The 13,968-nt window shown below is 35.0% G+C and carries 9 protein-coding genes; 4 read left to right on the top strand and 5 right to left on the bottom strand.

The annotated features are described in order from the left end of the window. The first annotated feature begins 17 nt into the window (after window positions 1–17). Entirely contained in the window at window positions 18–686 is a 669-nt protein-coding gene (locus tag QYS48_RS06050) for a hypothetical protein (protein WP_308357951.1), read from the top strand. Between the two features lie 60 nt (window positions 687–746). Here QYS48_RS06050 and QYS48_RS06045 read toward each other — a convergent pair whose 3' ends face one another. From QYS48_RS06045 to QYS48_RS06035, 3 genes are read right to left on the bottom strand one after another with little or no spacing between them, the layout of a single operon-like run. Further along, window positions 747–1,343: a lipoprotein signal peptidase gene (locus QYS48_RS06045; protein ID WP_308357950.1), complete on the bottom strand. Its 597-nt coding sequence runs from the start codon at window positions 1,341–1,343 to the stop codon at window positions 747–749. 2 nt (window positions 1,344–1,345) lie between these two features. Then, window positions 1,346–4,708, bottom strand: a complete 3,363-nt coding sequence (ileS, locus tag QYS48_RS06040; RefSeq protein WP_308357949.1) for an isoleucine--tRNA ligase — start codon at window positions 4,706–4,708, stop codon at window positions 1,346–1,348. Between the two features lie 2 nt (window positions 4,709–4,710). Further along, window positions 4,711–7,071, bottom strand: coding sequence for an MMPL family transporter (locus tag QYS48_RS06035; protein ID WP_308357948.1), 2,361 nt, complete (start codon window positions 7,069–7,071; stop codon window positions 4,711–4,713). A gap of 234 nt (window positions 7,072–7,305) precedes the next feature. Here QYS48_RS06035 and QYS48_RS06030 point away from each other — a divergent pair, with 234 nt between their 5' ends. Both QYS48_RS06030 and QYS48_RS06025 read left to right on the top strand, forming a co-directional pair. Continuing rightward, window positions 7,306–8,433 carry an NAD(P)/FAD-dependent oxidoreductase gene (locus tag QYS48_RS06030; RefSeq protein WP_308357947.1) on the top strand — a complete coding sequence of 376 codons (1,128 nt, stop codon included), beginning with the start codon at window positions 7,306–7,308 and terminating at the stop codon, window positions 8,431–8,433. Window positions 8,434–8,532: 99 nt separating this feature from the next. After that, window positions 8,533–10,662, top strand: coding sequence for a glycoside hydrolase family 97 protein (locus QYS48_RS06025; RefSeq protein WP_308357946.1), 2,130 nt, complete (start codon window positions 8,533–8,535; stop codon window positions 10,660–10,662). A gap of 70 nt (window positions 10,663–10,732) precedes the next feature. On the opposite strand, the gene QYS48_RS06020 is transcribed toward QYS48_RS06025, so the two are convergent. Both QYS48_RS06020 and prfA read right to left on the bottom strand, forming a co-directional pair. Continuing rightward, a complete protein-coding gene (locus QYS48_RS06020) occupies window positions 10,733–12,124 on the bottom strand; it encodes a choice-of-anchor Q domain-containing protein (RefSeq protein ID WP_308357945.1) in 1,392 nt (463 codons plus the stop codon). Then, window positions 12,093–13,163 (bottom strand): peptide chain release factor 1, encoded by a 1,071-nt coding sequence (prfA, locus tag QYS48_RS06015; RefSeq protein WP_308357944.1) that lies wholly within the window; start codon window positions 13,161–13,163, stop codon window positions 12,093–12,095. The genes QYS48_RS06020 and prfA overlap by 32 nt, the downstream gene beginning before the upstream one ends. Window positions 13,164–13,424: 261 nt before the next feature. Here prfA and QYS48_RS06010 point away from each other — a divergent pair, with 261 nt between their 5' ends. After that, window positions 13,425–13,943, top strand: coding sequence for a YfiR family protein (locus tag QYS48_RS06010; protein WP_308357943.1), 519 nt, complete (start codon window positions 13,425–13,427; stop codon window positions 13,941–13,943). The last annotated feature ends 25 nt before the right edge of the window (window positions 13,944–13,968 follow it).

Here is a 13,968-nt window from a genome sequence, read left to right as displayed (position 1 = left end):
AAAAGGTTAATAATATAATGGCGGAGCAAAAGAAAGAGGGAAATACTTACGAAACACTAAAAGCTTTATACTACTCAGGAAAGGTTAAACCTTCATTGCATAAAATTTTAGCAGCATTGGAGGAGGATCCAAATAATGTAGATATGGTCTTGTTAGCGTGTGAAGTATTAGAGAGAGCAAAGGATTTTGATCAATTATCCTCTTACGCAGATACTGTAAAAAAGCTAGCCCCTAAATCTCCTGAAGGTTATTATTACAAAGGAATTGCACTTCAATTTGTAAAAGGGAAAGAGCAAGAAGCTTTAAAAAACTTTAATGAGGCTTTAGAAATTGACCCTGATAATTTGCTATGTCTAAAAAGTAAAGCGACTACCCACTTACTATTATTTAAGGATTTTGACTTACCGATTAAGTTTGCCGATAAGCATAGAGTAAAAGCTGAAACTTGCTTGTTAAAAGTGATTGACTTGGTTGAGAATAAAGAAGATGCAACCTACCTAGAGCTTTATATATTAGCAGAAGTTAATATGATGGTAGAACAAGCATTGAATGCTAAGATGGCCTACCTGAAAGCTGTTAATGCCTATGAAGAGGCTGAACCTGAAAACCAAAATAAAAATATTTATAAAGATATGGTGAGGGCACAGAAGAAATGCATTAAGCAGTTAGAGAAGTTTACTGAGTAATGATTAATTACTAATTAAGAATTAGTAATTAATCATTGAAGACTAAAAATAAACTACTATTTAGCTTACTGTCTCTTGTTTCACCGCCTTAAAAAATTTCTTTTGGAAGATTAAGATAACGGCTACACCGCAGAATATACTAGCATCAGCTACATTGAAAATCGGCCATAATGAGATGTAATCACCTCCCCAGAGTGGAACCCAATCGGCAACTCTACCTTCCCAGATGTCAACGTAGAACATATCTACTACCTGACCATGAAACCAGGGTGAGATAGCATTGTACGGTGCATTGTCTAACCACACACCATAGAAGATACTATCAATCAAATTACCGATAGCGCCTGCTAGAACTGCGGCTATGCTCCATAATACACCTGGATGAGTTTTTTCTTTAGCTAATTTATATAAGTAGTAACCAATAAAGAACATGGCTACTAATCGGAAAAGACTTAATCCTAATTTACCGTATTCAGAACCAAATTGCATCCCGAAAGCCATTCCAGGATTTAGTGTATAATACAACTTAAACCAATCGCCAAAAACTTCAATTTGCCCTGCAACGCCCATTTCCATATTGAAATGAACCCAAAGCTTAACTACTTGGTCGAGGGCGATTATAAATAATGTTAATAAAAAATATTTTGCGTATTTCACTTTTATTGGTTTTTCACCACAACAGACAACTCAACTGTTAAATCATCTATTTCTAGTTCTGTGGTTTCGGTTAAATTATCAGCCAAATCTAATGAAACTGCTTGAGTTTCGGAACAAATGTAGTCTTTGTTTTGAGATATAGCAGTGTCCACTAAATCATTACCTTGCTTAACGGCAACGGCAATCTTATCTTGTACCTCCAAGCCTTTTTCTTTTCTTAGGTTTTGAATACGATTCACTAGATCTCTAGCAAAGCCTTCTCTTCTTAGATCATCGTCAATGCTGATATCCAAAGCAACTGTGATACCTGCTTCAGAAGCTACAGACCAACCCGGTATGTCCTGAGACGTAATTTCTACATCCTCTAATTTAAGGGTATGCTTTTCACCATCAACTTCAATTTCAAAAGCATCATTCTTCTCAATATCTGCTATTTCGTCTTGCCCCCATTGATTGATAATTTGGGTAACTGCTTTCATTTTAGGGCCAAAATGCTGACCTAATTTTCTGAAGTTAGGCTTTACATTTTTGACTAACACACCAGAAGCATCATCTATATATTCAATAGATTTTACATTCACCTCAGAGGTAATTAAATCCTCAACAGCTTCAATTTGATGCTTGGTTTTTTCATTTAAAACCGGCACTAATATTTTATGTAAAGGCTGTCTTACCTTAATTTTTTGTGCCTTTCGGATTGAGTGAGTTAAAGAAGATATATGCTGAGCTAAGTACATACGCTCTTCTAAATCTTTATCGATAACACTTTCATCTGCTTGAGGGAAGTTTACTAAATGCACTGATTCTTCAGACATTCTTCCACTTACTTTATTTAAGCTCTGGAATAAATTATCCATATAGAATGGAGCAATTGGTGCACTCAAAATAGCGATGCTTTCTAAACACTCGTAAAGTGACTGGTAAGCCGCTTTCTTATCTTCATTGTATTCACCTTTCCAGAATCGTTTACGGTTCAAACGAACATACCAGTTACTCACATCATCCTGAACGAAATCCTGAATAAGTCTGGCAGCTCTTGTCGGCTCATAATCATCATAAGCAGCATCTACCGCTTTTTTCAGCGAATTAAGTTTTGATAGTATCCAACGATCACTTTCCGTACGCTTTTCTAATGGAATGCTTTCACCCTCAAAAGTAAAGCCATCCAAATTCGCATAAAGTGCAAAGAAATTGTAGGTGTTTTGAAGTGTACCAAAGAACTTACGCTGTACTTCTTCTACACCTTGTAAGTTGAATTTTAAATTGTCCCATGGGTTTGCGTTGCTGATCATATACCAGCGAGTTGCATCTGGGCCATATTTTTTTAAGGTTTCGAATGGATTAATGGCATTGCCTAAACGCTTAGACATTTTGTTACCATCTTTATCCAAAACTAATCCATTTGCAATTACATTTTTGTAAGCTACAGAATCAAATAGCATTCCTGCAATGGCGTGAAGTGTAAAGAACCAACCTCTCGTTTGATCAACACCTTCTGCTATAAAATCTGCAGGGTAGTTTTTATCGAAAATCTCTTTGTTTTCAAATGGATAATGCCATTGAGCATAAGGCATAGCTCCTGAATCAAACCAAACATCAATCAAATCTGGTTCACGGAACATTTTTTGACCTGATTCACTCACTAAAACTACATCATCCACATATGGGCGGTGTAAATCGAAGTCTTCAGCAATTTGCTCCTTCATAAAGCCAGCCTCAACAGATTTGGCTACTTCACTTCTTAATTCCTCAAGTGAACCAATACATTTTTCTTCTTTTCTATCTTCAGTTACCCAAATCGGTAAAGGAGTTCCCCAGTATCTTGAGCGGCTTAAATTCCAGTCTACAAGATTTTCCAGCCAATTACCAAAACGACCTTCTCCTGTGGAGGCTGGTTTCCAATTGATGGTTTTATTTAATTCCACCAATCGATCCTTCATGGCTGTAGTTTTAATAAACCAAGAATCTAATGGATAATATAAAATAGGCTTATCAGTTCTCCAGCAATGCGGGTAAGAGTGCTCGTATTTTTCTACCTTAAAAGCTTTGTTATCTTCTTTAAGCTTGATGGCGATTAAAACATCTGTAGGCTTGAAGTCAGGGTCTTTACGAGTTTCATCATCATAATATTCCTCCTTCACAAATCGACCTGCAAAATCTGTTACTTCAGTAACAAATTTACCTTGCTTATCTACTAAAGGCATTTCTTTGCCTTGCTCGTCTTTTACTAATACTGCCGGAACATTATTTTGCTGTGCTACTCTAAAGTCATCAGCACCAAAAACAGAAGCAGTATGAACTATACCCGTACCATCATCAGTCGTAACAAAATCACCTGGGATTACTCGGAAAGCATTTTTTTCTAAGTCTTCGCTCGTTACATAATCCATTAGTTGCTCGTAACGAGTTTCTACTAAATCTTTACCTTTGAAAGTTTGAGAAATTTCAAATGGAATTAACTTATCACCTTCTTTATAATCTTCAAGTTTCAAGTCTTTCGCTTTCGCTTTGAAATGACTATTCACTAGGTCTTTTGCTAAAACTACTGAAACGGGCTTATATGTATATTGATTAAAGGTTTTAACCTTTACATATTCTATTTTTTCTCCTACTGCTAAAGCACAGTTTGAAGGTAAAGTCCAAGGAGTAGTAGTCCAAGCAATGAAACGAACATCTTCATTATCATCTTCAAAAAGGAAAGCAGATTTTTCATCTTTCTTTACTTTGAATTGAGCAGTAATTGAAGTGTCTTTTACATCTCTGTAGCAGCCTGGTTGATTTAATTCGTGTGAACTTAATCCTGTACCAGCTGCTGGGGAGAATGGCTGAACCGTATAACCTTTATATAATAAATCTTTATCGTAGAATTTCTTTAGCAAGTGCCAAAGTGTTTCCATGTATTTGCGGTCAAATGTGATATATGGATCATCAAGATCAACCCAATAGCCCATTTTACGAGTAAGCTCATCCCACTCGCCTTTGAATTTCATAACCGCTTTACGGCATCTGTCATTATATTCTGCTACAGATATCTTTTTCCCAATATCTTCTTTCGTGATGCCTAATTCCTTTTCTACTTGAAGCTCTACTGGCAAACCATGAGTATCCCAACCTCCTTTTCTTTTGACCTGAAATCCTTTTAGGGTTTTATATCGGCAGAAAATATCTTTTACCGCACGAGCCATTACGTGATGAATACCAGGAGTGCCATTTGCAGAGGGCGGTCCTTCATAAAAAGTGAAAGTAGGATTCCCTTCTCGGGTACTCATCGATTTTTGGAAGATATCATTCTCATTCCAAAATTCTAATACTTCATCTGCCAGCTCGGCATAGTTTAGGTTTTTGTATTCTTTGTATTGACCCATTTTTATGATTTTTTCTGCTCCTCAGGCTTAAAAGGAACTTTAGGTTCAGCTTTTTTAATTCTTGATAAATTAATTTCTTCGTCTTCTTCTTCTAAGTAGAAGTCTTCGTCATATTGCTCGATCAATGGATGACTTAATTTATTACGCTTGCCATCATCAAAAGTAAGCAATAGAGAAGGTAATACTAATAAGTTAGTGAACATTGCTACCAATAAGGTAGTGGAGGTTAAAGCTCCCAAAGCAACTGTGCCTCCAAAACTTGAGGTTACAAAAATAATAAAGCCTGCAAAAAGCACAATAGAAGTGTAAATCATACTCTTTCCGGTCTCTTTTAATGTTTTAGTAACTGCTAATGGTACAAAGAAATTATTAGCGAATAATTCTTGTCTATATTTTGCTAAAAAGTGAATAGTATCATCCACTGAAATACCAAAGGCAATGCTAAATACTAATACAGTACTTGGCTTCAGAGGCACCCCTAAATAACCCATTAAACCTCCTGTAATTACTAATGGAATAACATTTGGGATGATAGAAATAATGATCATTCGTATGTTTTGGAATAAAATACCCATCACCAATGCTATAATTAAGAAGGCAATGAGAAGACTTAATCTTAAATTTTCAACTAAATATTCGTTTCCTTTAATGAATATTGGAGTGGTTCCAGTGATGGAGATATCGAAATCCTCTCCTTCAAAAATTTCATTCATTCTAGGTTTAATAGAATTTTCGATTAGAGTATTCATTTTATCAGATCCAATATCAGCAATTTTTAAAGATACCCTCATGGATGATAAATCTTCATTAGTAAAGCTTTCTAAAACGGATACATTTTCTTCATCCTGTTGTAGATAACGCATAATGAAATTATAGTCACGCGAATTAGGCAAAGCATAAAAGGAAGGGTTTCCATTATAATAAGCTTGCCTTGTTGCTTTAACCATACTAACTACCGAAATAGGCTGGCTGATTGCTGGGATACTATCTAAAAATTCTTCAAACTCATTTACTTTTCTTAAGGTAGTTCTTTGAATTATACCTCGTTTTTTCTTGGTATCAATTACAATTTCAAGTGGCATGATTCCACTAAAATTATCCTCGAAGAATCTTAAGTCAGTTATGGTTTTGCCGTCTTTAGGTAAGTCATCAACCATATGGCTAATGGAGTTCAACTTAAAGCCTCCAACTATAGCTAAGCTCACAATAACTATAGTGGCAATATAAATAACACTTCTGTTGTAATGAACGGTCTTGTTTAACCAGGTTAAAACAAAATCTGTCATTTTGAAATTCATATGCTTCAGTTGCTTTCTACCGGGTTCTGGTAGGTATGAAAACACTGCAGGAATCAAAATGATACTGACAATAAAAGTAGCAAAGATGTTTACACCTGCTACTATACCGAATTCCTCTAATAGTTTAATTTCTGTAAAAGTAAGTACTAAGAAACCTACCGCAGTTGTGAAATTAGTAATTAAGGTTACTATCCCAATTTTCCGAGTGATCGTACTTATAGCTTTTATTTTATTACCATGCTCTTCAAATTCTTGATGGTATTTATTGAGTAAATAGATACTGTTTGGAATTCCAATGACCACAATAATGGTCGGGATTAAGCTGGTTAATATGGTGATTTTATACCCTAATAAATCTAGTGTTCCTACTGACCAAATTACTACCGAGAAAATTACCAATAACGGGAATAAAACAGCATCCCATGAACGGAAGAAAGCTAATAATATTAAGGCTGTAACAATTACAGACAATATCAATAACTGAATAATCTCCTGCCTAACTTTGGTCATCATAGTAGACCGCACAAAAGGTAAGCCTGCGTAATGAAGCTCAATTCCTGTTTTTTCTTCAAATGCATCACCTAGTTGAGTGATGTCTGACATTAATCTTAATCTGTCGGGCGAATTAAAGATTTCCTCATCTAAGGTAATGATTACGGCTGTTGCCCCATTTTCAGAATTTAGCAACTGAGAAGAAAAGAATTTCTGATCTTTTATTTCTTGCAACAAACTATCAAGAGTTTCCTGATCTTCGGGTAAGTTGGTAATTAAAGGCTGCATTTCGAATTTTCTTTCTTGAGAATTCTTTTGCAGTTTTTGAAGATTCGCAATTGAAAGTAAATTATTTACACCTTTTATATCTTTTACTGCTTCGGCAAAGTATTGAAGTCTGGCAAAATTTTGTGGCGTATATAAAGCACTGTCTTTAATACCTATTGCCAATATATTATCATCCACTCCGAATTCTTTTTCAAAATTCTGCAGCGTTTTATAATCTTCATCTGTTTCGGGTACCAATTTTGCTAAGTCATAATCTAACTCAACATTACGGGCACGGTATCCCATAAAGGCAGTTATTAAAGCCAAAATTATGATTAATGGCAGCCTGTATTTTATTACGTTATGCGCTAGTTTTGTCCACATATTTTTAAGCAAGCCACAAAGGTAATGATTTTTCTAGTCGAGACACTTCTAAAACCATGCTTTTCGGCTTGAATGTAGTATTTTTATGAATTTTACTTGTTGTTTGTAAAACTACTTGACGAAGAGAGTGTTTAATAGTTCTATAAAATCAAAATTTTGGATAAAAAGAAGAATCAAGTTATTGTTGTAGGAGGTGGCCTTGCGGGTTTGATATCTTCTATATGTCTGCAAAGAACAGGAATTCAAGCATGTCTTATTGAAAAGAAGCAATATCCTTTTCATAGAGTGTGTGGAGAATATATTTCTAAAGAAGTAGCACCTTTCTTAAAACGATTAAATCTATATCCTGAGCATTTAAATCCTTCAGAATTAACACATTTCAATTTATCAGATATAAAAGGTAATGTGGCAAAAGTTGATTTACCATTGGGTGGATTTGGAGTTAGTAGATATGCTTTTGATGAGTTTTTATATGAAAAGGCATTAGAATGTGGAGTAGAAATATTTACAAATACTGAAGTTACTGATATTCAATTCAAGAATGATGTATTTACGGTTCATCTGAAAACTGGTAATAGTTTACAGGCTGAGTTTGTGATTAATGCCTATGGTAAGAGATCAAAATTAGACAAAGAATTTAATCGAAACTTTATTAATAAGCGCTCACCTTTTATGGGTGTTAAATATCATGCGAAGGTAGATTTTCCTAAAGATGTAATCGGTTTGTATAACTTTAAAGGGGGATATTGTGGTGTAAGTCATGTAGAAGATAATACTGTGAACATTTGCTATTTAACCAAAAGAAAAAATCTTAAAAAGCACAAATCCATAGCGGATATGGAAAAAGAATTTCTTTTCGAAAACCCGATTTTAAAAGAAATTTTTGAGGGTTCAGTCTTTTTGTTTGATAAGCCAGAGGTAATCAATGAAATTTCTTTCGAACAAAAATCAACAATCGAAAACCATATGCTGATGACCGGAGATACTGCAGGATTAATCACTCCACTATGCGGCAACGGGATGGCCATGGCAATTCATAGCGGATATTTGGCAAGTTGTTCTATCATCAAATTTTATAATAGTAGTGAAAACAGAAGGGAAAAGATTGAAACTGATTATAAAAAAAATTGGGAAAAGAATTTTTCAAATCGGCTGTGGGTGGGGCGTAAAACTCAGAATCTTTTTGGTAATCAATTCAGATCTTCTTTGGCTATCAAGTTTGTAAAAGCATTTCCTCTTTTAGCTAAAAAGCTGATCCAACAAACTCATGGAGAAGTTTTTTGACATGTTTCCATTCTGCTTAGTGTAAAAAATACACTTAATGCTTTTAGACAGCATTTCATTTGTTAGTTTTGTAATACTAATTGGAAACAAAACGACAAAATGAAAAAATTAATTATTCTACTTTTCTTGATTTTGCCTGCAATATCTTGGGCTCAAGAATTGAAATCACCCAATGAAAATTTCAATTTGAAATTTAGTATTGAGGAGGGTAAACCTACCTATCAACTCACATTAGATAGGCAGCTGATTGTTAAACCAAGTTCCCTTGGATTAGAGTTAATAGATGTTGAAGATCTTATTTCAGGATTTGAAATTGTGGAGACTAAAAACTCAAGCTATGATAATACTTGGGAGCCAGTTTGGGGGGAATCATCAAAAATCCGAAATCATTATAACGAGTTATTAGTCTCTTTAAAACAATCAGAAACTAATCGATTGATGAATATCAGATTTAGGTTATTCAATGATGGTTTAGGCTTCAGATATGAATTTCCCCAGCAAGATAACTTCACCTACTTTGTGGTTAAGGAAGAGAAAACCCAGTTTGCTATGACGGGAGATCACAAAGCTTGGTGGATTGCAGGTGACTATGATACGCAAGAATACGACTATACTACCTCAAAATTATCTGAAATTAGAGGGTTAATGGAAAAAGCAGTTACCCCAAATGTTTCACAATATGCTTTTTCAGAAACGGGTGTTCAAACTGCTCTCATGATGAAATCTAAAGATGGCGTTTACATTAATCTGCACGAGGCAGCATTGGTAGGGTATTCAGCTATGCATTTAGAATTAGATGATGAAAACATGGTGTTTACCTCTCATTTAACACCAGATGCGATCGGTAACAAAGCGTATATGCAAGCCCCAACTCAAACGCCTTGGAGAACGGTAATTGCCTCTAAAAATGCAGGTGATATACTACTTTCTAATATCACTTTGAACTTAAACGAACCCCTTGCTTATGAAGATGTAAGCTGGATAAAGCCAGTAAAATACATTGGGGTTTGGTGGGAAATGATCACAGGAAAAAGTTCGTGGGCATATGCGGATTTGCCAGGTGTAAAATTAGGCGAAACAGACTATTCGAAAGCTGAACCTAACGGTAGACATGGAGCTACAACTGAGCATGTAAAAGAATACATTGATTTTGCCGCAGAACATGGTTTCGACCAGGTTTTAGTGGAAGGATGGAATCAAGGTTGGGAAGATTGGTTTGATAAATCGAAAGATTACGTATTTGACTTCTTAACCCCATATCCTGATTTTGATGTAGTAGAATTAAGAAATTACGCTAAATCTAAAGGCGTAAGAATCATGATGCATCATGAAACTTCTGGAGCTATCAGAAATTATGAACGCCATATGGATAAAGCCTATCAATTTATGATAGACAATAATTACAATGCGGTTAAAAGCGGATATGTAGGTGATATTATCCCTAGAGGAGAGCATCATTATGGACAATGGGCAGTAAATCATTATTTATATGCGGTAAAAAAAGCAGGAGAATATGGTGTGATGGTGAATGCGCATGAAGCGGTTCGTCCAACCGGTTTAAGAAGAACATATCCTAATTTATTAGCAAATGAATCTGCAAGAGGTACAGAATATGAAGCATTTGGAGGGAATAATGTAGATCACACCACTATTTTGCCTTTTACACGCCAAATTGGTGGGCCAATGGATTATACTCCAGGTATTTTTGAAACCGATATAAGCAAGTTGAATCCTAATAATGGTTCAAGAGTCAGAACTACTATCGCACGCCAATTGGCTCTATATGTTACCATGTACAGTCCACTTCAAATGGCTGCTGATTTACCAGAACATTATAATCAACATCTTGATGCTTTTCAGTTTATAAAAGATGTTCCGGTTGATTGGTCAGAATCTCTAGTATTGGAAGCAGAGCCAGGAGATTTTATCACCTATGCACGTAAGGATAAAAACAGTAGCAATTGGTTTGTGGGAAGAACAAATGATGAAGAAAACAGAACTTCAAATATTAAATTTGATTTCTTGGAGAAAGGAAAAAGCTATATAGCCACTGTTTATAAAGATGCTGAAAATGCGCATTGGGAGAAGAACCCTAAAGCGTATGAAATTGAAAAATATAGTGTGAATAATAAATCTGATATTTCAATTGATTGTGCTCCAGGTGGAGGTTATGCCATTAGCATCATGGAAGTAGATAAATCAGATTTAAAGGGATTAGAAAAATTATAAGAGTGTAGATTTAAGTTGAGTAAAGGCCTTTTCGTAATTGAAAAGGCTTTTTTATTTCAAATTTTGAATATTATTCTTCAATAAATTCATAAGCTCCTATGTCAGGAGCATCATCCCTTTTTGTGCCGATTACATCCTGATTAATTTCAGTATCTAATGCAGCGCCAATTGCTGGAGAAATTGGAGTAAGACGAAAATCGTCATTATTAGGCTCAACAAATTCCGGGTCTTGATTTTGAATAGAATTATTATCTAATCCTTCAATGCCTGAACGCACCAAGTTATGAGAAAAGGACAATTTTAAGTTGCCTGGGTTTTGCTCAAAAAACTGAATTTCACCTGCTATTCTGCCATAGATAATTGTATTCAAAAGTTGTACTTCCAAAGGAGCTAAAATCTGGTTTTCATTATTATCCACAGCTAAATCAGAAAATAAGGCAGCAGGATCTTCCCTTGCCGTATTGAAGTAGTTCGCAATGGTGCAATGCGTATAATATGCGCTGCCTCCCCCAGTATGCGATACAGTGCTTGAAGCGGTATTATAAAAGACGGAATTAGTAGCTGCAAAATCACTATTAAGTGAGATTACAGATGAAATGGCCATATTACCAACAAAACAATTCTCCATATAAACATCCGCTTCATTATCAGGATTGAATACATTTAAGTTCAATCCAAAAAGTGCGTTTTTAATGCTAGTGTATTTGAAATAATTATTAGTGCTATTTCCTAAAAACACAATGCCTCCCCATTGTCCTGCGGAACTTGCAAAAGGTTCATCTAATCTGTCATTAGTGAATAATACACTGGAATCAGCTGTTCCTTCAACTTGAATGGTTCCATCAATAACTAGAAAGGTTTCAGTTGCACTGTAAATTTTAGTGCCTGCTTCAATATTTAAAATGCAGGCAGAGTCAAGTAGGATAGTGCCCGATAAAACATAGGGCTTTTCATTAGTCCATCGGCTATTACAAGTTAAGGTGCTGTCGCTTAAATAATTTGCATTCTGACCCCAGGCCTCAAATACTACAGATTGACTATTTTCTTGATTGACAACTTCCAGATAATCTCTTATCACAAATGGATTATTCTCATCACTTTGATCAATATTTGCGGACACTAATAGTAATAAGCTATCTTCTGGTAATAATAGTTGATCTGAAAAAGTTGAACCGGTTCTACCATTCAATGTCAATTGAAAATCGTCTGTTTGATTTCTTAATCCAATTGAAGAAATATTAATAGCCTTATTTGAAGGATTAATTATTTTTAGACGCTTGGTAATACTCAAACGTTCAGCAAATAAAGTATCAAATTGAAGTGTATCAGTAGAAAAAGTTAAGTTTATTGCCTCAGATGTTGGTTCTGGTTCATAGGAACAGAAAGAAAAAGTGAGGATACAAAAACTACAAATCGCTATGAAAACGGCCTTATTGATCCGTTTCGTCCATTTTGCTGGCATTTTCGGCAATTTGTAAATTTTCGACAAGGTCTTCAATTTCACCATTCATAATATTAGGTAAGTTGTGAACTGTATAGTTAATTCTATGGTCAGTTACCCTTCCTTGAGGATAATTGTAAGTTCTTATTTTATCAGAACGGTCTCCACTTCTTACTATACTTCTTCTTTGGGCTCCTACTTCTTCATTTTGTTTAGCAAGCTCAATTTCATACAAACGAGAACGCAATACCTTTAGTGCTTTTTCAAAGTTTTTAATCTGTGACTTTTGATCCTGGCAAGTAACGACCAATCCAGTGGGTTCATGGGTTAATCGTACTGCTGAATAAGTAGTGTTTACAGATTGACCTCCAGGTCCTGATGAACAGTAAGTATCCTTACGAACATCATTCATATCGATTTCTACTTCTACATCATCTATTTCAGGAAGTACGGCAACTGTTGCGGCAGAGGTATGAACTCTTCCTTGCGTTTCGGTTTGAGGCACTCTTTGTACCCTATGAACTCCAGATTCGTATTTTAAAGTACCGTAAGCATTTTTACCGGTCACGGTACTGATGATTTCTTTATAGCCCCCAGCAGTCCCAAAAGTTAAATCTAACACAGTTAAATTCAATCCGTTTTTGTCGCAGAATCTCTGATACATTTTAAATAAATCCCCTGCAAAAATAGCAGCTTCATCCCCACCAGTTCCTGCTCTAATTTCCAATACGGCATTCTTTTCATCATTAGGGTCTTTCGGAATCAACATTTTCTTTAGCTCATCCTCTAATCGCTCTTGCTCTGGCTTTAACTCATCCAGCTCCATTTTAGCCATATCCCTAAATTCAGCCTCTTTTTCGTTTTCCAGAATGTTTTTGGCTTGCTGAATGTCATCTAGAACTTTTGCGTAAGCATCATATGCTTGTACTACTTTTTCTAATTCTGCATATTCTTTACTGAGCTCAGTAAATTTTTTCATATCCGACATCGCATCAGGCTGTACCATTAATTGGCCTACTTCCTGAAAGCGCTCCTTCATACGTTCAAGTCTGTCTAACATTCAGCTATTGGTTTTAGTATCACAAAACTACTAAATATATATCAATAGATTAAAATCAAAAAACTATCATATTTTTGCATAGTTATAAGAAGTAGAGAACACTTAAAAAGGATTTGTAAGTCCTTTCGTGAATTATACTTCCGTTTTAGTCGAAAAATCACTATTTTTTCATTTTAAAATGAAATATGAGTAAGTTTAATTGACCTTAAAAGTATAACTTGCAACTATACCTTTTAACCATATAGAATAATTTTATTTCGAATGCGACATTTAAAAATCGTTATCATATTTTTCGTTTTCCTTTTCATTGCAAAGGATAGTATTGCGCAGGAAAAGAATTATAGATTTCACAAGGTATTTTTCTACAGCTTTACAAAGTATATTGATTGGCCAGAGTCAAAAAAAACTGGGGATTTTGTAATTGCTGTTTACGGGCAATCTGATATTATTCCGCTTTTAGAGGAAATGGCTGAGATCAAAAAGGTAGGGGATAGAAATATTAGAGTTGTAAAAATTGATGATATCAAAAGCACAGATTTTTACCATATTCTATTTGTCCCTTCTGAAAAAAATGGAAGTTTCCCTAAGATAAAAAGTGCTATGAATAATCAACCGTGTTTGTTAGTTACTGAATATGAAAACATGGCTCGAAATGGATCTATGATTAATTTTAAAGATGTAAACGGGAAATTAAGGTTCGAAGTGAACAATACTACTCTAAAGTCAGCGGGCTTAAAAATGTCACAGGAATTAACTCGATTTGGAGAAGAAATAAATTAAATATTACATAAAAATCATAAATGGA

The organism is Marivirga arenosa (assembly GCF_030503895.2).
Lineage (GTDB): Bacteria > Bacteroidota > Bacteroidia > Cytophagales > Cyclobacteriaceae > Marivirga > Marivirga arenosa.
Note: the sequence above shows the minus strand (reverse complement) of the source record. Positions and strands in the feature narration are given on the sequence as shown.